This is a genomic window from Frankia sp. CcI49, from assembly GCF_001983215.1.
GTDB lineage: Bacteria > Actinomycetota > Actinomycetes > Frankiales > Frankiaceae > Parafrankia > Parafrankia irregularis.
The window spans coordinates 462,631-484,148 of the sequence record NZ_MOWP01000006.1; the positions used below are offsets into that span (position 1 = coordinate 462,631).

Below are 21,518 nucleotides of genomic sequence, written 5' to 3' on the forward strand. Positions count from 1 at the left end.
TCCACGGTAGCGAGAGATCACCAGCGGGCCAGGTGCCCGGGTCGCCCGGGCCGGGGCCCCACCGGCTTCAGTCCAGCTTCGGCAGGTAGTGCTTCGCGAACACCTCGACGACGCCGACCCATCTGTCGAAGCTCAGGTCGTCCCACACCGGAACGTCGATGTCGGCCATGAGGTCCCGGTACTCGAAGACCGCGAGTCCCGCACCCGTCGCCTCGTCGCGATCCATCGGGAACGCGCCCATGCCGTAGTAGGCCGTCTTGTCCTCCTGCGGCTGCGGGAACCGATCGAGATACTGCCGTTCCCGGCCGCGGAAGCCGGGAGGTGGGGAGGCGACATCCTTGCGGAGCCCCTCGCGGCGGGTGTCACCGAACCTCACCGACTCCCACCACTGCGCGACCGTCGGACCGTGCTCCAGGAGCGTCCAGGTGACCGGACCGCGGACAAGGTCCTTCTCCGGTTTCTTCGCCGGCTCCCACTCGTCCAGTTCCACCCCGTCGATGTCCAGCCGGGCCCGGACGTCGGCCGCGGCGGGATCGATGCGATAGGGCAACGGAAACAGCCGAACCTGGTTGATGTCACCCTGGCCCGCCGGCCAGAGCACCTCGGTCGCGGGCCGGGCCAGGATCTCGCGCTCGGGCTCCGACAGGGACCGGAACATCGAATGGAAGTCGGTGCGGTGCAACACCGCGAACATGCTTTTCGGGGAGTCCGAGTTGACCAGGACGCGGCACGTCGCCGGCGGTGCCGGCAGCTTACGAACCCGCTGGTTGACGGCTCGGACGGACGCGTTGCCACTGAAGTCGAAATACGCCGTGCTGTCGGTGGGATCCGCGTTCACCCCGTACGGATCAGCGAAATAGCCCGGCTCGGCCTCGGTCGCCCGAAGCAGGAAGAGATGGCAGGCGGTCAGGAAACCGCGCAGGCTCGGGAACGCCTTCGCGGCCTGGTAGCCGGGCAGCTCACCGAACGGCGCCATCCTGTTGACTTCCCGCTTCACCTGGTCGCGCCGTTTGCTCCGCTCCCAGACCTTGGYCAGCAGGGCCTCGAACCCGGCGAGCGGCACGCCCACCGTCCCCTGCGCCTGTGCGCAGAAACTGTCGTCGTAAAATCTGATCGCACAGTCCTTCAGCCACACGCCGCCCGCCGTCACGTCGCCCCGTCTGTAGAGCACAGCGCCTGACCCGCGCCGGGATTCCTCCTGCAGTGCCCTGGCGAGATCAACGGCGGCCTGGGCCGCCGCGACCGCTTCCCTGACGGTGGCCCGCGCCGGGGTGACGAACTCCAGATCGGCGCTGGCCTTCGGGCGACGGGACTCGTCACCCTCCAGCGTGGTCCCGGTGGCATCATGCCGCCAGGCCGTCTCCCGCTCCCTTATCCCGGGCCCCGCGGGAATCGGAAAGCCTGTGGGAATCGTCTCGAACGCGTTCGCGGTCTGGAACTCGAATCCAAACATGCCTGATCCCCCTCGACCTCGGGCGCCCGGCCCGTCCCCGATCTCACACCATAGAGGTGCGGGCAAACCGGATTCATGACATTGCCGGACCCGGAGTTCTTCGGTCGGCGTGGTTACCCGGGGGCCCGGCCCCAGGCGATGGCCGTGGCGAAACCGACGTCGAAGAAGGACGGGTCGGCGAGCCGGTCGAGCGCCTCGTCCAGCGCCGCGTCGGAGGCAAGCCGAAGATCACGGATGCGGGGACGCATCCGGTTCAGTGTCAGGGTCCAGCAGCGCGCCGAGGCGTTGCCACCACCGGTCGTCGGCAGGTGGACGGTCATTCCGACGTCGACGAGGCCCCGGCTGCGCAGCGGCTCCGGGAACCGACGCGCCCAGGTGGAATCGGTGCCGATGGTCTTCGCGAGCACCTGCTCGATGCCGAGCATGGCCTCGCGGAACGCCGGGTGCGGTGACGACTCGACAGGGAACCCGGCGAGTGACTCGAGTACGAGGACCCCGCCGGGCTTCAGCCAGGTGCGAAGGCGGTCGAGAACCCCCTCCCGCTCGCGCAGATGCTCCAGCACGAACCTGGCGTGGACGAGATCGAACGGCCGGCCGCCCGGCAACGGATCCCGGGTGATGTCGTGCCGAAGGACGGTCAGCCGCGGTGCGACCAGCTCCGTCAGATGCCGGGTGTCGATGTCGGTCGCGACGACCTCACCCGCGACGACCTCGCCCGCGACGGACCCACCTCCGACGGTCTCGCCCGCGCCGGACAGGCCGGCGACGCGGGCGGCGAGCCACGCGGCGATCGATCCACCGCCGGCACCCACCTCCAGGCATCGCCAGCCGGCGGCGACGCCGAGCTCGTCGAGAATGCGCGTCGTCGTCGGGTCGCAGACCTCCGCCATGGCCGCGAGCCGGCTGCGTTCGGCCTCGTCCGGACCGCCGAGCACGTCATCGGCGTAACGGAGAATCCGCTGACTATCCATTCGGTTCTGTGTTCGGCTGCGTGAACAATCCGTCAAGCATGACCGTGACCAGCTTCCGCATGGCGGCGCCATGCTGCTCGTCGTCGCGCTGCCCGTCGTCACGCTGCCCGTCGTCACGCTGCCCGTCGTCGCGGGACGCGCTGGTCGTGTCGGCTGCCCCGCCGGTGATGGCAATGATGTGGGGGGCCTGCGCACTGGCGGTGGCCGCGAGGTCGAGCGAGATGAGAATGAGCGCGAGGTCGGCTGCGGTGACATCCGGACGGACCTCTCCGTCACGCTGCGCCCGGTGCAGGGCCGGGGTGAGGATGCCGATCCATCGCTCGAAATACCGTTGCTGCTCATGCTCCGGGAGCTCACGCATGAGTGCGACCAGCGGACGCATGGACGTCATCGTGGTCGCCGCCCAGTGCAGCAGGTCCCGAAACGAACGGCCTTCCTCCTCGGCCGCTTCGACCGCGTGGCGCAACGCCTCGAAGTACTCCTCCGCCACCGCCACCGCCATCGCCCGCCGGTCCGGGAAGTAGCGGTAGACAGTCGCCCGGCCGAGGCCCGCCCGCTGCGCGATCTCCTGGAGTGGCACCAGCCGCGGCGAGTTGTCGGTGAATGCCTCGTCCGCGGCCCGAAGGATGGCCGTTCGGTTCCGCCGGGCATCCGTTCGCCGCGGCGCGGATAAGGGGCGGTGGCCTCGCTGCGACATGACGGCATGGTACTCGCGGTCAGACCCAAGGTCTCTTTCCGTTCTCAATCGAGCATCCTACGATCCGAATGCCACGCACCATCGAGGACTGCCGGGATTTTCTGCCTGAAAAAGGTGTGGCCGGCGTGGAAACCTTCACGCGGGAGACAGGGAGGGCGTGCGGTTCATGGGGAGACGCCGGCCGACTTCCGCGGCGATCTCGGCGCTCGTCGCGCTCGCCACGCTCACGGCCACCGTTCTCACCGGTCCCGAGACGGCCGCAGTGGCCACCGTGACCACGGACTGCCCGGGATCCCACTGGGTGGCCAGCTGGGCCGGCAGCCCCACCGACTCGCTCGTTCCGGTGGACGCCACCGGGGGGGCGTTCGCCCTCGGCGCTCACGGATCAGACAGCACGCATGGTGGTGACTCCCCACCTGGGCGGGTCCAGTCTTCGGATCCATCTGTCGAACCGTTTCGGCTCGTCAGCGGTGACGTTCGGCCGGGTCACGGTCGGGGTGCCGACGAACGGCGCGGCGGTGGCCGGCGTCGTGCCGGTGACGTTCGGGACCGCGCCGTCCGTGACGGTTCCCGCCGGCCAGGACGTGACCAGCGACCCGGTCACGCTCACCTTCTCCGCGTTCACGCCGCTCGCGGTGAGCATCTTTGTCCCTGGCGTGGTGAACGGTCCCACGAAGCACTGGAACGCCAACGCGACGTCCTACTATTCGGCGGCACGCAGCGGTGACCTCAGCGCACAGCCCGGCGGCGCCGGTTTCACCGCGACCACCGGTGCCTGGCTGTTCGTCGACGGGGTGGACGTCATGGCACCCGCCGGCATCCGTTCCGTCGTCGCGTTCGGTGACTCGATCACCGACGGTTTCGTCGGGGCCACCGCGCTCACCGCTCCCGCGGATGCGTCCGTGGCCGACGCGAACGGGCGGTACCCGGATGTTCTTCAGCGTCGCCTGGACGACGCCGGGATCGGGATCTCCGTCGTCAACGCCGGTATCAGCGGGAACCAGTTGCTCACCGACGGGCGGCCGTTCCACGCCGGGCCCAGCGGTCTGTCCCGTTTCGACATCGACGCCCTGGCGCAGGCCGGCGTCGGCGGCGTCCTGGTGTTGGAGGGCACCAACGATCTGGGGCAGTCGGGCACAACCCCTGAGCAGATCATCGCCGGTTACCTCCAGCTGATCGAGCGGACCCACGCGGCCGGTGCGAAGATCTGGCTCGGCACCCTTCTTCCGGCCTCCGACGCGCTCGTCGACGGCACCGCCCTCGCGCCGAACAGCGAGGACCACCGCCAGCGGGTCAACTCCTGGATCCGTGGCCAGACCCGAGCCGACGGTGTGGTCGACTTCGACGCGGCACTGCGTGATCCCGCGAATCCCGCGGTCCTGCGCGCGGACTACGCCTCCGTCGACAACCTCCACCCCAACCTGGAGGGATACCGGGCCATGGCGAACGCCGTGGACCTCGCCCTGCTCGACACCGCCACCGGCGGCTGCCGGCAATAGCGCCCGCAGCGCTTTCCGCGTTCCCGGCATTCCCGGTGTTCCTGGCGCTCCTGGCGTTCTCGGTGTTCTCGTGCTCCGCCCTGCTATCTGAGCGGCCGGAAGAACTTCCGGACGTCGGAGACCAGAAGCTCGGGCTGTTCCAGCGCGGCGAAATGCCCGCCACGGTCGAACTCGCTCCACTGCCGCAGGTCGTGGTCCGCCTCGACCCATCGACGCCGGCCCAGCAGGATCTCGGCCGGGAAGCTGGCGACTCCCAGCGGCACCTCCCGGGTCGCCGGGGGGAGTACGGCCAACGACGACATCGACTCGTAGTACATCCGGGCGGCGCTGCCGGCGGTGCCGGTGAACCAGTAGATGCTGACGTCGGTGAGGAGCTCGTCCGGAGTGACCGCGTCCTGCCAGCGACCGTCGTGGTCGGTCCAGGCCCAGAACTTCTCGGCGATCCAGGCCAGCAGCCCGACCGGCGAGTCCAGCAGGGCGTAGGCCAGGGTCTGCGGCCGGCTCGACTGGATGGCCAGATAGCCCTGGCCCGCGGCCATGTACTCCTCGCCGCGGGCCCGCTGCCGGGCCTCGTTCGGCGTCAGATCGGCCAGGTCGTCGGGCGCGCCGGACGGGAACGCCGGCAGCATGTTGACGTGCATGCCGACGACACGCTTCGGGGCGAGCGCGCCGAGGTGGCGGGTGACCATGGAGCCCCAGTCACCCCCCTGCGCGCCGTAGCGGTCGTAACCGAGCCGGGCCATCAGCTCGTCGAAGGCCTGCGCGGTCCGGCGGACATCCCAGCCGGCCTCCGTCGTCGGCCCCGAGAACCCGTACCCCGGCAGGGACGGAACGACGACGTGGAACGCGTCAGCCGGGTCGCCGCCGGTGCCCACCGGGTCCACCAACGACTCGATGACCTTCACGAACTCGCTGACCGAACCGGGCCAGCCGTGCGTGAGCACCAGCGGCAGGGCCTCGGCGTGCGGTGAGCGGACGTGCAGGAAGTGCAGCTTCTGGCCGTCGATCACCGTGGTGAACTGGGGGAAGCCGTTGAGCTCCCGCTCGTGGCGGCGCCAGTCGTATCCGGTAGCCCAGTAGTGGGCGAGCTCGCGTACCGCGTCCAGGTTCGCGCCGTACATCGAACCGGAGCCGGGGATCTCCTCCGGCCAACGAGTCGCGAGAACCCGCCGCCGCAGCTCGTCCAGCTCGTGCTGTGGCACCTCGATCGTGAACGGCTCGACAGCGACGTTTCGCATCAAATATCCATACCAGGTGGGACGGGTCGGCCGCGACCCGGCCGTGGCCGTCGGGGCCGTCGGGGGTCCGACCTCGACGCCCGGCGGGCGCGACGTCGCGGACTATCCGTTTCGATCTCGGTGGGACCGGCCGGCTTCGCCGCGGCTGAGGGCTCGGCCGGCGGCGCGCCCGGAGAAGATGCAGCCGCCGAGGAACGTGCCTTCCAGCGCGTTGTAGCCGTGCACGCCCCCACCACCGAAGCCGGCGACCTCACCGGCGGCGTACAGGCCGGGCACGGGAGTGCCGTCGGCGGCGAGGACCTGGGAGTCCAGGTTGGTCTGGAGGCCACCGAGTGTCTTGCGGGACAGGATGTTCAGCCGGACGCCGATCAGCGGGCCGTGCGCCCGGTCGAGGATCCGGTGGGGTTTCGCGACCCGGAGGAACCGGTCGAGGCGGGGGCGGCGCCCGTTGTGGATCGCCATGATCTGGACGTCCTTGCTGAACGGGTTGTCGACCTCCCGGTCGCGGGCGACGATCTGCCGCTCGATCTCGGCCAGGTCCAGCCGCGGCCCGCGGGCGAGCCGGTTCATGGCGGCCACCAGCTCCGGCAGGCTGTCGGCGACGACGAAGTCCTCCCCGTGTCGCTTGAACGCCTCGACCGGCCCGGGGGCGCCCTTCGCGAGGCGGGAGCGGAGCAGGAACCCGATGTCGCGGCCGGTGATGTCGGGGTTCTGCTCGGAGCCCGACAGCGCGAACTCCTTCTCGATGATCGACTGGGTCAGAATGAACCAGGAGTAGTCGTGGCCGGAGGCGAGGATCTGCCGCATCGCCCCGATCGAGTCCGCCCCCGGCACGCCGGACATCCCGGTCAGCCGCCGGCCGGCCGCGTCGAACCACATCGACGAGGGCCCGGGCAGGATGCGGATGGCGTGGTCCGCCCAGATGGGATCCCAGTTGTGGATGCCCTCGGTGTAGGCCCACATCCGGTCCCGGTTGACGACCCGCCCGCCGGCGCTCTCGGCGATGGCGAGCATGCGGCCGTCGACGTGGGCGGGGACACCGGCGATCATGTGCGCGGGTGCCGCGCCGACCCGCTCGGTCGGCCAGTAGCGGCGCATGAGCTCGTGGTTGTGCCCGATGCCGCCGGACGTCACCACCACCGCCGGCGCCCGGTGCTCGAACTCCCCGACCGCGGCCCGGGACGACGCGACCCCACGGGCGGCGTCGTCGGGCGCCAGCACGCTCCCACGGACCCCGACCACGGAGGGGCCGTCGAGGAGCAGGCCGTCGACCTGGTGGCGGAAGGCGAACCGGACCAGCCCCTTCTTCTCCGCCGCCAGGACCGGGTTGGCGAAGACCTCCACGACCCCCGGCCCGGTGCCCCAGGTGATGTGAAACCGCGGGACGGAGTTGCCGTGCCCGGTCGCCGAGCCGTCGCCGCGCTCGGCCCAGCCCACCATCGGCAGCGTGCGCAGGCCCAGGTCATGCAGGTACTGCCGTTTGCCGGTGGCCGCCCAGTCGACGTAGGCCTGCGCCCAGCGCAGACCCCACACGTCCTCGTCGGCGGGGCGGTCGAAGGCGGCCGAACCGAGCCAGTCCTGCCAGGCGAGCTCACGGCTGTCGCGGATGCCGATGCGCCGCTGCTCGGGGCTGTTCACGAAGAAAAGCCCACCGAGAGACCAGAACGCCTGCCCGCCGAGGTTGCCGCGGTTCTCCTGCTCGACCACCAGCACCCGTCTGCCGGCGCTCGTCAGCTCGTAGGTGGCGACCAGGCCCGCCAGGCCGGCACCGACCACGATGACGTCAGGCTCGAAGCTCACGAGCGCCTCCTGCGYGCACGGCCACGGACACGGATCACACGTGAACAGTCATTCTGGCCGTTCGCCGCTGCCGGCGCCGGTTCACACCTCCGCACCCGGTGTCGCCTTCACACCGGGCGATGTCGCGGAGACGCCCGCGGCGACCAAGGTCCGGATCGGTGTCGCGTCGCCGGTCTCCATGGCCTGATCGATCAGCTCGCGCAGATCGACGGTCCGGCCGTCGGGTGCGACAAGCACAGCTGTCGTCCACCGGCTCGCCGACGTCCAGCCGGCATCGAGCAGATCCGCGCTGATCACCTGGCCGAGGCAGCCGGCGAGGACCGCCCGAGCCACCGCATCCCGGCCTGGCCGCGCAACGGTGCTGACCGAGGAGTCGATGCGACGGGCGAGGTGGCGCCAATCCGTGCCCTCACGCGTGGCCTCCACCGCGGCCCCGCTGTCCCGCTCGGTGGACACGGATTCCAGGGCGTCGACCGCGGCGGCCACAGCCTCCGCCGCGGTGTCGCAGCCCGTCGCTCCGCGAAGCGCCGTGCGCGCCTCATCTATGGGCATGAGCACCTCGGCGGGTTCATCCAGAATGCGGAGGGGACGAGGCACGTCGTTCATGGAGCGGGTGAACAGCTCCCGGGGCGCCCACCGGTCAAGCTCTCCGGCCTGGTGGACGTGTACCGGTTCGCCCCCGGTGGCCCCGAGCCCGGGGGCGACATCTCCGCCCGACAGCCCGGCGGCTTCCCCGAGCGCCGCCAGCCGCGGCGGCAGGGGAGGCCACGGGCTCGTAAGCCACGGATCCGCAGCGCCGTCCGTCGCGATCGCCGCCCAGAGCTGGCGAACAACATGCGGATCGTCCAGGGCCTTCTCGAGTGCCTCGAAGAGGTCCCCCGGGAACCGCGACCGCGGGGCGAGAGCCGCGGCCCAGCGCCCGCCGAGGTGGTCGAAAGCCCCCGCCACCAGCGTCGCCCTGGTCAGGGCCCCACCGAGCGCGGCGACACCCAGGGCCTCGGCGGCCCGAGCGTCAGCCGCCGCCTCCACCGGCCGGCGGTACTCCGAGGTCGCATGCAGCAGGGCGGCGGCGGCCGCCCTGCGTGGTGGGATCCGGCTGGTGAGAGCGCGCGCGACCCGGTCGCGCGAGGCGTCCAGCAGGTCGTGGCGCCGACCGGTCACCTGGTGCCGGGCGATCCCCCGGGCGACCACCGCTGTGAGCTGGGGCTCGGTCAGTTCACGCACCAGCGGCCAGCCCAGGAACAGCGTCGGCGACCACCTGCCGAAGCCACGGCGTACCTTCGCCACGGGAATCGGCGTGATGCGGATCGCGAGCGGGGAGTCAAAGCCCATCTGGCCGGCGGCCCGGCGCACCAGGGCGGTGAGCTCGGGCTCGTCCTCGGTGCCCACCGCCCGGCCTGGCGGCCGCAGGAACCCGACAACAGGTACCAGTACCGCGATCAGCAGGCCGGCGGCAACCGCGATACCGAGAAACACGTCACGGATGGTGAGCGCCAGGACGATGAAGAACAGGTCCAGCAGCACCTGGGCGATCGCGGAGAACAACCACAGGATGGCTGCCCAGCCAAGCATGGCCAGGGGCGCGTCACCATCGTCTCGGGCGTGGGTTACCGGCGGCGGAACTGTGCTCATGAGAGAACCAGGCGGGGCATGGAATCCTCTTTCGGAAAGGTCAGACCGAACACGCCGGAACGGCGGTTAGGCCGCCACCGGCACGCGAGGTTGGGAACGCCCGGAACTCCGAATGCGGAGACGGGCGTGACGTCGAGGATTTCCAAAGGCCCCCGGGGAAGTCGGTACAACACGGCAGCGGACAGCACAGAACGCTTCGCCGACCAGACTTCCCGGCACACCGGGAACGACTTTAGCCGATCACCCACGGGCCCACAAGGCCGAGTAGCTGACTATGCCTCGACCAGCCACGATGCCGGGAGCTCACGGTCCGCCGCTGAGGGTGTAGGCCACGAGCCGATCGTCGTCAGTCCGCAGATAGACCCCCATCGCGCAGGGAAGTGGCGGGCTGACGGCCGTCCGGGCCTGTTCTGACTGCGGGTTCGCGTAGATGGACCAGCCGAGAGCGCCGAACCCGTAGTGGCCGACCTTCCGGATGACCCCGTTCTCAAACGCTTCCGCCTCGGCCAACGTGACCGGATCACCCGGCCCGAGGTATTCGCGGCCGCAGTAGGTCACCCGGTCCGGCAGGCTCGACGACCACGGCCAGACATGAAAGCTCGCGCGACACCAGACGGCGAAGATGGCGGCACCGACGAGAAACACCGCCAGGAGCGCCGAAAGTACGCCGACGACCAGACTGCGAGCTGGGAAGCCTCGTGATCCGCCGGAAGCGGAGTGGGTAATAGTCCGTTCGGACACGAGGCGGCTCCCAGACGATTCCTGCCAAGAGATCAACATTACCCTCGCTCCCGGCCAGATGCGGTACGACGGCGCTATACCGCTCCGCGCCGAGCACACTCGGCCCACCGACCCGCGGCTTCCTCGCGGGCTCCACGAGCTGGTGTTCAACATCCCGTTCGCGACGCTGGACGAGGCTCCGACCGGTCCGGCTGCGATCCTCGTCTGGACCACACCCTCGGCGCCGATCACAGGCCGGGGGCCCGATGACCCGGAAGAAGGCAGCGGCGCATGATCGACCACCAGGTCCGGGTGTACCGCAGCGCAGAGCGGCTCGCGCCGCAGGAGCAGCTCGCGTGGAAGATCGCGGCGGTCGCCGCCGACCCGGTGGCGGTCGACGGCGACGTCGCCGAGATGGTGATCAACCGGGTCATCGACAACGCGGGGGTCGCCGCCGCCTCGCTCACGCGCAGGCCGGTGGTCGCCGCCCGGGACCAGGCGCTGCGCCACGCGCCCGCTCCCGGCCGGGACGGAGCCACCGTCTTCGGCCTGCCGGCGCGGGACCGGGTCTCCCCCGAGTGGGCGGCGTGGGCGAACGGTGTCGCGGTGCGCGAGCTGGACTTCCACGACACCTACCTGGCCGCGGACTACTCCCACCCCGGCGACAACATCCCGCCGGTCCTTGCGGTCGCCCAGCATCGCGGGCTCGACGGCCGGGCGCTCGTACGCGGGATCGCCACCGGCTACGAGATCCAGGCCGCGCTCGTCCGGGGGATCTGCCTGCACGAGCACCGGATCGACCACATCGCCCATCTGGGCCCGTCCGCCGCGGCCGGCATCGGCACCCTGCTCGGCCTGCCGGCGGAGACGATCTATCAGGCGGTCGGGCAGGCGCTGCACACCACGACGACGACGCGGCAGTCCCGCAAGGGCACGATCTCGTCGTGGAAGGCGTACGCCCCCGCGTTCGCCGGCAAGCTGGCGGTGGAGGCCGTCGACCGGACGATGCGCGGCGAGGGGGCGCCCGCTCCGGCCTACGAGGGCGAGGACGGTTTCATCGCCTGGCTGCTGGGCGGGCCCGAGGCCGGCTACACCGTCTCACTCCCCGCACCGGGCGAGGCCAGGCGCGCCATCCTGGAGACGTACACCAAGGAGCACTCGGCCGAGTACCAGAGCCAGGCGCTCATCGACCTCGCCCGCCRCCTCGGCCCGGCCATCGGCGACTTCTCCCGGGTCAGCGCGATCGTGCTGCACACCAGCCACCACACGCATCACGTGATCGGCTCGGGCGCGAACGACCCGCAGAAGTACGACCCGACGGCCACCCGGGAGACCCTCGACCACTCGATCCCCTACATCTTCGCCGTCGCCCTGCAGGACGGCGACTGGCACCACGAACGCTCCTACTCCCCCGACCGGGCCACCCGGCCCGACACCGTCGAGCTGTGGCGGAAGATCACCACCGTGGAGGACGAGGAGTGGACCCGGCGCTACCACTCCCCTGACCCGGCGGAGAAGGCGTTCGGCGCCCGGGTCGTCGTCGAGCTGGCCGACGGGACGACGCTCACCGACGAGATCGCCGTCGCCGACGCGCACCCGCTCGGCGCCCGCCCGTTCGGCCGGGACTCCTACATCGGCAAGTTCCGCCGCCTCGCCGAGGGGATCCTCCCCGCCGCGGAGCAGGACCGGTTCCTCGACACCGCCGTCCGGCTGCCCGAACTGCGGCCCGACGAGCTCGCCGGGCTCACCATCACCCCGCGGCCGCCGCTGACCGCGAGTGGCACCGAGGGAATCTTCTAGCGGCAGTTCCAGCGGCCAGCCACGGTTCCACCAGGCAAGGGAGATCTCCGACCGATGCTGCACGCGAGAACGCCCGCACATGCCCGCCGGGCCGCGCTGCGCGAGGGTCTGCGCTCCGGAGGGCTGCTGCGGTTCCCCGGCGCGTTCAACCCGCTGAGCGCGGTGCTCATCACCGAGCTCGGCTTCGAAGGCGTCTACGTCTCCGGCGCGGTGCTCTCCGCCGATCTCGCGCTGCCCGACATCGGCCTGACCACCCTCACCGAGGTCGCCAGCCGGGCCGGGCAGATCGCCCGGGTCACCGACCTGCCCACCCTCGTCGACGCCGACACCGGCTTCGGCGAGCCGATGAACGTCGCCCGCACCATCCAGACCCTGGAGGACGCCGGCCTCGCCGGCTGCCACATCGAGGACCAGGTCAATCCGAAACGGTGCGGGCACCTCGACGGCAAGGCGGTCGTGCCGACCGCGGAGATGGTTCGGCGCATCGGGGCCGCCGTCGCCGCCCGCCGGGACGAGAACTTCGTCATCTGCGCCCGCACCGACGCCCGCGCGATCGAAGGCCTTGACGGCGCCATCGGACGCGCCCGCGCCTACGTCGACGCCGGAGCCGACATGATCTTCCCCGAGGCGATGGCGGACGCGGCCGAGTTCGAAGCCGTCCGGCGGGCTGTCGACGTGCCGATCCTCGCCAACATGACCGAGTTCGGCAAAAGCGGGCTGCTCACCGCCGACACCCTGCACTCGGCCGGCGTGAACCTGGTCATCTACCCCGTCACCCTGCTGCGCCTGGCGATGGGCGCCGTCGAGGACGGCCTGCGCCGGCTGCTCGCCGACGGCACCCAGGCCGGCCTCGTCGACCGCATGCAGACCCGCGCCCGGCTCTACGAACTGCTCGACTACCCCGCCTACAACACCTTCGACACGAACCTCTTCAACTTCCGGATCTGATCGGATCGCGCCCGGGCGGACGGCGCCGGCCGTTCGTCGGCTGGCCGAGTTCGTCGGCTGGCCTTCGTCAGGGCCGGACGCCGCCGCCCGTGATGCCGCCTCAGGCAGAGGCGCCTCGCGCGAGTTTCCGCCGTCGCCGCTGCAGCAGCCCGGCCGTGAGGTCGAGCAGAAGGAAGGCGAGCAGCGTCACCCCGAGGGCAGGCAGCGCCCACCCGACGGCCACGGTGAGCAGGATCAGCAGGGCCAGCGCCGGCTTCGGCAGCCGCCGCCACGCACCGCGAGCGGGTGGCGGGCCGACGATGCCCGCCTGATCGGCGCGGGTGGGGCGGCGCTGCCACCACATCCGGTAGCCCCAGACGATCACGCAGAGCAGTCCGAGCGCGAGACCTGCCAGCAGGATCTGGTTCGCGACGCCGAACAGCTCGCCCATGTGCGCCCTGACGCCCAGCTTGCTGAGCTGTGCGAGCAGCGGCCAGTCCTCCCAGCGCACCTCGTTGACGACGCGGCCGTTCACCGGGTTGACCGCGACCTGGTCGAAGCGCACCGGCCAGCGGCCGTCGGTCTGCGCCACCGACCACGCGCTCGCCGCGTCGCCGGCCGGCGTGACCTCGATGGGACCATCCAGGCCAGCCGCACGGGCCGCCGCGACGACCCGGTCGACCGGCGCCGCCACCGAGGCCGCCACGGCACCGGCATCAGTCGCGCCGGCATCGGTGGCGGCGAGACCGTCCACCGCGTGCCCCTGATGTGCCCCGCCCACGCCGCCGGTGGTGGTGGACGTCGCCTGGGGCAAGGCTGTGTCGAGGCTCGGCGTGTGGCTGTCGGCCGCGTCCAGCACCCGGGAAAAGTTCTCCCCGGCGTAGCGGGACCAGGTCAGTCCGGTCGCGGAGAGGAAGAGCAGTCCCACGAGCAGCCACATGCCGAGGCTGCCGTGCCAGCCCAGGGTGCGCCGCCGGCCGCGGGCGGTCAGGTCTGGCAGCAGCGCACCCCGGGCCCGCCGGGCCCGGCTTACCCCGAGAGCCTGGCGGCGGCGGGCCAGCCAGAGCACGAGGCCGCCGAGCGCGACGATCCACAGCCAGCTCGCCGCGGTCTCCGAATAGTGCCGACCGAACGAGCCGAGATGCAGGTTGCGGTGCAGGTCGTCCAGCCAGGTGGTCAGTGGCGTGCTGCCCCACCAGGTGGTCAGGAGCCCCTGTACCCGACCGGTGTACGGATCGACGTAGACGGTGCGCTGCCGGTCCCCCAGTTCGGGGACGGACAGGACCACCCGGGTGGTCCTGTCCGGGGCGTCGCCGGTGAGCACCGAGGCGAAGGTGCCCTCGGGATGCGCGGCCAGCGCCGCGCTGATCTGTTCGGCGAGAGGCCGCGGCATGGTGCCCACCTCGTCGACGTAGAGCTCGTCGGCGTACACCAGCCGGTCGAGCTGCGGGGTGAGCGTGTACGCGAGGCCGGTCAGCGCGGCGATCGCCAGGAACGGCGCCACCAGCACCCCGGCGTAGAAGTGCAGCCGCAGCAGCAGTGGCCGCCATCCGCGGGACGTCCGTCCGACCGGCGGGGAGACACTCTCGGATTCCGGCTCGCGAGGCTCGGGGACGTCAGCGGTCCGGGCAGCGGGGCTGCGGGTCTCAGGGAGATCGTTCATGTGCGCGGCGTCGGTTGCCGCGTCGTCGGGGGATGACCCCGACTTGTCGAGCGTGGTCACAGGGCTCTCCGAACAGGTGTGTCGAGGCATGCGGTGGCCGCACCGCGTCGCGATCGGCGTGCGCGCCCGCGTCCGCGACTGTGAGCGCGTCGGCGTCAGCGCGTGCGTCCGCAGCGGAGGCGGCGGCGGTGGTCGGATCCGTGCCGCGTCGAAGGCGGAACGGCGGTGCCGGGCCGGATCGCGGCACGACGGATCAGCCGTCCCACCTGTGATCGACGGGACGGCACCGGGTACCGGTCAGGCCGGGCGGGGGTTCGGAGGTCCCCTGCGGACGACGAGATGAACCAGCTGGGCGAGGTGCGGCGCCCGGTCCGCCGCCGGCCGGCGCTGCCGCGCAACGGCCGGGACCGGCAGCGGGCAGAGCCCGTACAAACGACGGCGGCGCAGGCGGCCCGCCGCCCGGCGGGCCACGGCCGCGGCCCCGCGGGCGGCCCGCCACAGCAGCCGCTCTCCCACGGAGAGCCACCAGGCCAGGACGAGTGCCGCCGCCAGATGCAGGAGCGCCATCCGCGCGCCACCGGGCAGCAGGTCGATGCCGGCCGAGTCCAGGGCTCCCACCGGCATCGCCATGGAACCGTGAGCGGGCAGGCCGCGGTGGGTGCCGTGCGCCGGCTCCGTCATGGCGAAGCCGAGGTGCAGACCTGCCTGGACGCCCAGCACCAGGCCGCCGAGGCGCGGCGGCGACATCCGCCGCCCGGTGTTGCCCCAGCACACGCGCAGCGCCAGCAGGCTCCCGCACGCGGTGACCGGCAGGCTCGGCAGCCGGTCACAGGCCGCCACATGGGCGAGGACCGCCAGGACGACGGCCAGCACGGACACAGCCGAGGCACGCGCGGCCCGCCCGAGCGGCGTCGCGGCCCAGATCACAGTTCCGGAATCATAGTCAGATCGTGCTCAGTCCGACACGCACTCGATAGGGCCCGCGCTGGTCGCCCCGCAGGCCCTCCCCCGCCCCGGAGCCTGCGTGTTCCCGCATAGGCTCCGGGGTGAGCCGGTGTGGAGACACCCGAATCCGGGTGGTGGCCCCTGGGGAGTGGTGATGCTGGTCGTGCACGGCGTCTGCACGCCTTCGGGCCTGCCGGTGCTGTGGGCGGAGGACGCGCGGCGGTATGGCCGGTCCCCACGAGAGACCGCAGCGGACCCGTCCGCGCACCCCTTCGCCGCGATGGCCTCGGACCTGGCGCCGCTCGCGGGGGTCCGACCCGCCGCGTCCGGGCGCCTCGCCGTGCTCCTGCCAAGCCTGACCAGTGGCGCACCGCTGGCGTCGCCGGAGCTGGCGGCCGCGCTCACCACCGCGATTGCCGGCTCGGCCGGTCCAGGAGCGCGGAGTACCGCCGGGACGGACCACACCGCGCAGGCCCAGGGCCCGGTTCTGCGGACGTGGCGGGTCGACACGATCTGTCCGGACCTCTCGCCGGCGTCCGGCCCGTGGTGGGAGCCCGGGGAGGGCGTCCGGCTCGGGGCGTCCGCGGGGTTCCTGCTGGCCGTCGACGCCTTCGGGGTGGAGCTGGTCGACCGCGGCCGGGTGCTTCCCGCGGTCGGATGGGACGGCGCGCGGCCCCTGGCCCGCTGGTCGCCCGTCCTGACCGGGCCGGACGCCGTGCGGTTTGACGAGCTGGTCGCGGCCATGCCACCCGCGTTCCGGGCCGCCGCCCCGACCGCGGCGGGGGGCGAGTCCTGGAACGACGCGGTCACGACGCTGGGTGCCGCGCTTGATCACCGGGTGGAGACGCACGTCCGACAGCGGCTGCGGGAATCCGGCCGCCGCCTCGGTGTCCCGGGGCCGCGCCGGACGGCGGCGGCGCGGGCGGCGGCCGGCTGGCTGCGCGCGCTCGACGGCGCCGACAGGACGGATGACTCCGACGGCTCGGGCGGGACGGATGGGACCCACGGCACTCCGCGTTTTACGGCCACCGGCACCGCGGGCCGCGAGCTCGCCGCGAAGGTCGAGACGTGGCGGGCGGGCGGCGAATGGACGTCCGCGCTGCGGGTATGCTTCCGGCTGACCGAGCCGGGGGCGCTGTCGCGGGGATCCCCGGGCGACGACGACGCCTGGCGGGTCGACTTCCTGCTGCAGGCGGTCGACGACCCGGGCGTCCAGGTACCGGCGGGCCAGATCTGGCGGCGCCGTCCCACGGGGCCCGCCGGCCCCGCCGGGTGGACCACCGATGCCGAGGAGGCGCTGCTCACCGGGCTCGGCCGGGCCGTCGCGGTCTGGCCGGACCTCGACCGGGCTCTGCGGGCGGCCCGGCCGGCGAGCCTCGATCTGGACCTGGCGCGGGCGCAGCGGTTCCTGGAGCTCACAGGTGCCCTGGAGCAGGAGGGCTTCGGGGTGCTGGTGCCGTCCTGGTGGGTGCGCCCGGCCCGGCCGACGGCCCGCCTCACCGTCCGCGCGGTGGACCCGGTGACGCCGATCCTGCGGGACGTCACGACGGATCTCGCGCGGATCGTCGACTACCGCTGGGCCGTCAGCCTCGGCGGTGTCGAGCTGAGCCGCATGGAGCTCGAACGTCTCGCGAAGGCCGGGGCCGGCCTCGTGCGGCTGCGCGGCAGGTGGACCCGGGTGGACCCCGGCCAGCTCGCCGACCTGGACCTGGCCCGCCAGACGGGCGGCGGCCGGATGACCGTCGGCGACGTTCTCGCCCACGCGGGTCTCGGCCCCGACCAGGGCGGCGCGGACCAGGCCGGCGCGGATGTCGAGGTGGTGGCGGACGGCTGGCTCGGCGCGCTGCTCGCCGGCCCGGACGGCCCGCCGGGCGGACCTCGGCCGGGTGACGGATCCGGGGCGGCGGTGTCGCGGATGGAACCCGTCGAACCACCGGCTGGGCTGGGAGTGCGGCTGCGTCCCTACCAGGTGCAGGGACTGGCCTGGCTCACGCTGCTGGACCGGCTCGGCCTCGGCGCGGTCCTCGCCGACGACATGGGCCTGGGCAAGACCATCCAGGTGCTCGCCCTGGAGCTGCGAGCCCGGGCCGCCGCCCGCCGCGGGGCGACCCTCGTCGTCTGCCCGACCTCGGTGTTGGGAAACTGGCGGCGCGAGGCGGCGCGGATCGCTCCCGGTCTGACCGTTCACGCCCATCACGCGGCCGTCCCGCAGGACGGCCCGGGTGTCGCCGAGGCCGCGTCCGGGCATGACCTCGTCCTCACCACCTATCCACGGCTCGTCCGCGACATCGCGGCGTTCCGCGCGGTCGCCTGGGAGCGGCTCGTCCTCGACGAGGCGCAGCAGATCAAGAACGCGGCGACCGCGCAGGCCCGCGCCGTCCGCCAGCTGACCGCCCGGCACCGGATCGCGCTGACCGGGACGCCGGTCGAGAACCGCCTCGGCGACCTGTGGTCGATCATGCACGCGGTGAACCCGGGCCTGCTCGGCTCCGCCGCCGCGTTCCGCGCCCGCTACGCGGTGCCGATCGAGCGGTACGCCGACCCGGAGGCGACCGCCCGGCTGCGCCGACGGATCCACCCGGTCGTGCTGCGCCGGGTGAAGACCGACCCGGCGGTGCTGCGCGACCTGCCGTCCAAGGTGGAACTGCGCCAGCTGTGCACCCTGACCCCGGAGCAGGCCTCGCTGTACCGGGCGGTCGTCGACGACATGATGGAGCGGCTGCGGGACCCGTCCGCCACCGTGCGGCGGGGCGGCGTGGTGCTGGCCGCGATGACCCGGCTCAAGCAGGTCTGCAACCACCCGGCCCACCTGCTCGGCGACTCCTCGGCGCTGCCCGGCCGCTCCGGGAAGCTCGCCCGGCTGGAAGATCTGCTCACCGGCATCGTCGCGGACGGCGAGCGCGCGCTGTGCTTCACCCAGTTCGCCGGGTTCGGGGCGATGCTCGCACCGCACCTGTCCGCCCGGCTCGGGGTGGAGGTGTCGTTCCTGCACGGCGGCCTGCGCGCCGCCGAGCGCGACGCCCTGGTCGAACGCTTCCAGACCAGCTCCGGGCCCGGGGTCTTCCTCCTCTCGCTGAAAGCCGGCGGCAACGGCATCAACCTGACCATGGCGAACCACGTCATCCACATCGACCGGTGGTGGAACCCGGCGGCCCAGGCGCAGGCCACCGACCGCGCCCATCGCATCGGGCAGCGTCGCGACGTGTGGGTCCGCACCCTGCTGTGCATGGGCACCCTGGAGGAGAGGATCGACCGCATCCTCACCGACAAGGCCGCGCTGGCCCGCACCGTCGTCGGCGGCGGGGAGAGCTGGCTGGCCACGCTCTCCACCGACGAGCTGCGGGACCTCGTCACCCTCGCCCCCGACGCCGTCGATGGCTGAGCCGCCCACCCGCGGCCAGCGGGACCGGAGCCGGAACCGGGAGCGGGGCCGCCGGGCCTGGTGGTCCGCACGGTTCCTCGAGCTGATCGAGGGCATGACCCTGCCCGAGCCGCTGCGCGCCGGCCGTGCCCTGGCCCGCACCGAGGCGGTCCTGACCGTGCGGCGCACCGGCAACCTCGTCGTCGCCATGGTCCGCGACCGCGGTGAGAACCTGCACAAGCCCCGGCTCGCCGTCCGGACCTTCGGCGACGACGCCTGGAGCCAGGCCGCGGGCGCACTGGCCGCCCAGGCCCGGTACGCCGCCGCGCTGCTGGCCGGCTCCCTGCCCACGGACATCGAGGACACGTTCGCCGCCCGCGGGCTCACCCTGTTCCCGCAGCGCGCCGACGACCTGGCGATGGACTGCACCTGCACCGACTGGCAGCGGCCGTGCGCCCACCTCGTCGCGGCCTGCCACCAGCTCGCCGAAACGATCGACACAGACCCGTTCACCCTGCTCGCCCTGCGCGGCCGGGAACGCGACGCGCTGCTCACCGAGATCCGGCACCTGCGCCCACGCTCCCCCGCCCCCGCGACCGGCGACGTCCAGCAGGCCACGGCGCCGCCGACCGACCCGGCCGGGTTCTGGACGTCTCCGGATCCTCAACGGACGGCTCCGGACCCGGCCAGCTGGACGTCGCCGGGCTCCGTAGGCCGCCGCGAGGGCACGGCTGACCGGAGCGGGCCCACGGGACGTCCCGACATCCTGCTGGACCTGTGCGGGCCGCTGGTCGTGGAACCGTTCGGCGATCTGCGCGAGGTGCTGCGCCCGGCCTACCGGATCCTCACCACGCCCCGGGCGTCACCCGCTACGACCCCGCCCGCCGTGTCTCGGGCAGACGGGGCCGGACCTCGGGCACGCCGCGGTGGCGGCTGACCTCCACCGGCAGGCCGTAGACCTGCTCCAGGACGTCGGCGCGGTAGACGTCGGCCGGTGCTCCGGTGGTCAGGACGCGGCCGCCGTGCAGCAGGGCGACCTGGTGGCAGAAGCGCGCCGCGAGGTTCAGGTCGTGAATGGCCATCAGCACATGGACGTCGCGCTCGGTGGCCAGGGTGTGCACGAGGTGCAGGGTCTCGACCTGGTGGCGCAGGTCGAGGGCGCTGGTCGGCTCGTCCAGGAGCAGCACCCGGGGCTGCTGGGCGAGGGCGCGGGCGATGACGACCCGCTGTGCCTGGCCGCCGGAGAGCTCGTCGACATGCCGGTCCGCGAGGGCGGTGAGGTCCAGCAGCTCCATCGCCTCGCGGACGTGGCGGACGTCCTCGCGTGACGGCCGCAGCCGGGTGTGCGGGGTACGGCCGAGCATGACGGCCTCGGTGACGGTCAGGGCGAACGGGCCGGGCGAGCCCTGCGGGACGTACGCGGTGATCCGGGCGAGCTCCCGCGGCGCCAGCAGGTGCAGGTCGGTTCCGCCGAGCCGGAACGTTCCCGCCTTCGGCCGGTGGACGCGGCAGATGCCCCGGATGAGGGTGGACTTCCCGCTGCCGTTCGGGCCGAGCAGTCCGACGACGGTTCCCCGGGCCACGGTGAGGTCCAGGTCGGTGAGCACCGTCCGGCGCCCGTAGGCGAAACACGCGCCGCGGATGTCGAGAGTGGGCTCCGGCGCGGTCACCGGCGGCGTGCTCGCAGCCGGGGCGCTCACAGGAACTGCCTGCGACGGGTCAGGACGAGGTTGATGAACAGCGGCGCTCCGAGGAAGGCGACGACGATCCCGACCGGGATGACGGCCGGGGCGAACAGGGTGCGCCCGGCGGTGTCGGCGGCCAGCACCAGCAGGGCACCGGCAATCGCGGCGAACGGCAGCAGGAAGCGATGATCGGCCCCGACAATCAGCCGGGCGATGTGCGGGGCGACCAGCCCCACGAACCCGATCACACCGGTGAAGCTGACGATGACCGCGGCCAGCATCACCGCCAGCAGGCTGCACACCAGCCGGGTGCGGGTGACGTCCACACCCAGGCTGCGCGCGGCGTCGTCGCCGGCGAACGCGATCGCGTTGAGGTTGGCGGCCTGTCCGGTCAGCAGTACCAGCGCGACACCGACCGGCACCCCGACCGCGGCGACCTGGCCCCAGGTCGCCGCGTTGACGCTGCCGAAGCTCCACCGGACGATCTCGGCCAGCTGGTTCTCGCTGGCGATGTACTGCATCGTCGAGGTGAGCGCCTGGAACAGGTAGGTCAGCGCCGTCCCGACCAGGATGAGGGTGACCGGCGAGGCACCGCGCAGCCAGGACAGCCCGAGCAGCAGGCCCGCGCAGAGCAGCGCCACCGCCAGGGCGGTGGCCACCATCGTGACGCCGCCGCGCCCGGACGAGTCACCGAACAGGATCGTAACGGACGCACCGAACGCCGCGGCCGAGGAGATGCCCAGGGTGAACGGGCTGACCATCGGGTTGCGCAGCAGGCCCTGCAGCACCACCCCGGCGATGGCCAGGCCCGCCCCCGCGACCACGGCCAGCCCGATCCGCGGCAGGCGCAGCTCCCACACCACGGTCTGGGTGGCGAGGTCGTCGGCCGCGATGGTGATCCCGAAGGTACGCGTCCACAGCGCCCAGCCGACGTCGCGCAGCGACACCCCGCTGGCGCCGACCGAGACCGCCGCGACGCTGGTCACCGCCAGCAGCAGGGCCCCGGCGGCCAGAACGAGGATCTTGCGGCGCGTTCGGCGCCCGGCGAGGCGGAAGGGATCTTCGCCCGGCGGCCCGCCCGGTTCCACCGAATCGGTGGAACCGGCCGTGAGCGCTTCACTGGTCAT

At 72.5% G+C, this 21,518-nt stretch carries 17 protein-coding genes; 5 read left to right on the forward strand and 12 right to left on the reverse strand.

All coding sequences use genetic code 11. The annotated features are described in order from the left end of the window. Positions 1-67: 67 nt before the first annotated feature. From CcI49_RS06095 to CcI49_RS43070, 4 genes are all read right to left on the reverse strand, one after another. The gene (locus CcI49_RS06095; protein ID WP_076824846.1) at positions 68-1,453 is read right to left on the reverse strand and encodes a hypothetical protein; all 1,386 of its coding nucleotides are present in this window, start codon (positions 1,451-1,453) and stop codon (positions 68-70) included. A 113-nt stretch (positions 1,454-1,566) separates the two neighbouring features. Further along, positions 1,567-2,424, reverse strand: coding sequence for a class I SAM-dependent methyltransferase (locus tag CcI49_RS06100; RefSeq protein ID WP_076824848.1), 858 nt, complete (start codon positions 2,422-2,424; stop codon positions 1,567-1,569). Next, positions 2,417-3,121: a TetR/AcrR family transcriptional regulator gene (locus CcI49_RS06105; RefSeq protein ID WP_076824850.1), complete on the reverse strand. Its 705-nt coding sequence runs from the start codon at positions 3,119-3,121 to the stop codon at positions 2,417-2,419. The genes CcI49_RS06100 and CcI49_RS06105 overlap by 8 nt, the downstream gene beginning before the upstream one ends. A 135-nt stretch (positions 3,122-3,256) precedes the next feature. Continuing rightward, positions 3,257-3,448: a hypothetical protein gene (locus CcI49_RS43070; protein ID WP_241839917.1), complete on the reverse strand. Its 192-nt coding sequence runs from the start codon at positions 3,446-3,448 to the stop codon at positions 3,257-3,259. A 71-nt stretch (positions 3,449-3,519) separates the two neighbouring features. On the opposite strand from CcI49_RS43070, the gene CcI49_RS06110 reads away from it, so the two are divergent. Further along, on the forward strand, positions 3,520-4,620 hold the full coding sequence (locus tag CcI49_RS06110; protein ID WP_241839918.1) for a GDSL-type esterase/lipase family protein: 1,101 nt from the start codon (positions 3,520-3,522) through the stop codon (positions 4,618-4,620). Positions 4,621-4,703: 83 nt separating this feature from the next. Here the strand turns inward: CcI49_RS06110 and CcI49_RS06115 are convergent, their stop codons facing one another. The 4 genes from CcI49_RS06115 to CcI49_RS06130 all read right to left on the reverse strand — a co-directional run bounded on the left by CcI49_RS06115 (position 4,704) and on the right by CcI49_RS06130 (position 10,031). Next, positions 4,704-5,858 (reverse strand): epoxide hydrolase family protein, encoded by a 1,155-nt coding sequence (locus tag CcI49_RS06115; RefSeq protein ID WP_054567748.1) that lies wholly within the window; start codon positions 5,856-5,858, stop codon positions 4,704-4,706. A gap of 102 nt (positions 5,859-5,960) precedes the next feature. Then, the gene (locus tag CcI49_RS06120; protein WP_076824852.1) at positions 5,961-7,658 is read right to left on the reverse strand and encodes an FAD-binding dehydrogenase; all 1,698 of its coding nucleotides are present in this window, start codon (positions 7,656-7,658) and stop codon (positions 5,961-5,963) included. Positions 7,659-7,739: 81 nt separating this feature from the next. Beyond that, on the reverse strand, positions 7,740-9,290 hold the full coding sequence (locus CcI49_RS06125; RefSeq protein ID WP_076824854.1) for a hypothetical protein: 1,551 nt from the start codon (positions 9,288-9,290) through the stop codon (positions 7,740-7,742). A 303-nt stretch (positions 9,291-9,593) separates the two neighbouring features. Then, positions 9,594-10,031 (reverse strand): hypothetical protein, encoded by a 438-nt coding sequence (locus CcI49_RS06130; RefSeq protein WP_158230715.1) that lies wholly within the window; start codon positions 10,029-10,031, stop codon positions 9,594-9,596. A 270-nt stretch (positions 10,032-10,301) separates the two neighbouring features. Here CcI49_RS06130 and CcI49_RS06140 point away from each other — a divergent pair, with 270 nt between their 5' ends. After that, positions 10,302-11,810 carry an MmgE/PrpD family protein gene (locus tag CcI49_RS06140; protein ID WP_076824858.1) on the forward strand — a complete coding sequence of 503 codons (1,509 nt, stop codon included), beginning with the start codon at positions 10,302-10,304 and terminating at the stop codon, positions 11,808-11,810. 54 nt (positions 11,811-11,864) lie between these two features. Next, positions 11,865-12,758 carry a methylisocitrate lyase gene (gene prpB, locus CcI49_RS06145; RefSeq protein WP_076824860.1) on the forward strand — a complete coding sequence of 298 codons (894 nt, stop codon included), beginning with the start codon at positions 11,865-11,867 and terminating at the stop codon, positions 12,756-12,758. A gap of 100 nt (positions 12,759-12,858) precedes the next feature. On the opposite strand, the gene CcI49_RS06150 is transcribed toward prpB, so the two are convergent. Next, entirely contained in the window at positions 12,859-14,400 is a 1,542-nt protein-coding gene (locus CcI49_RS06150) for a PepSY domain-containing protein (RefSeq protein WP_076824989.1), read from the reverse strand. Between the two features lie 297 nt (positions 14,401-14,697). Then, positions 14,698-15,327, reverse strand: a complete 630-nt coding sequence (locus CcI49_RS06155) for a hypothetical protein (RefSeq protein ID WP_241839920.1) — start codon at positions 15,325-15,327, stop codon at positions 14,698-14,700. 172 nt (positions 15,328-15,499) lie between these two features. Here CcI49_RS06155 and CcI49_RS06160 point away from each other — a divergent pair, with 172 nt between their 5' ends. Then, entirely contained in the window at positions 15,500-18,727 is a 3,228-nt protein-coding gene (locus CcI49_RS06160) for a DEAD/DEAH box helicase (protein ID WP_076824991.1), read from the forward strand. After that, positions 18,720-19,643, forward strand: a complete 924-nt coding sequence (locus CcI49_RS06165; protein ID WP_076824862.1) for a hypothetical protein — start codon at positions 18,720-18,722, stop codon at positions 19,641-19,643. Before CcI49_RS06160 ends, CcI49_RS06165 begins: the two co-directional genes overlap by 8 nt. Here the strand turns inward: CcI49_RS06165 and CcI49_RS06170 are convergent. Both CcI49_RS06170 and CcI49_RS06175 read right to left on the reverse strand, forming a co-directional pair. Next, positions 19,576-20,406, reverse strand: a complete 831-nt coding sequence (locus tag CcI49_RS06170; protein ID WP_083749333.1) for an ABC transporter ATP-binding protein — start codon at positions 20,404-20,406, stop codon at positions 19,576-19,578. The two genes, CcI49_RS06165 and CcI49_RS06170, sit on opposite strands and share 68 nt — an antisense overlap. Next, positions 20,403-21,518, reverse strand: coding sequence for an iron ABC transporter permease (locus tag CcI49_RS06175; RefSeq protein WP_076824864.1), 1,116 nt, complete (start codon positions 21,516-21,518; stop codon positions 20,403-20,405). The genes CcI49_RS06170 and CcI49_RS06175 overlap by 4 nt, the downstream gene beginning before the upstream one ends.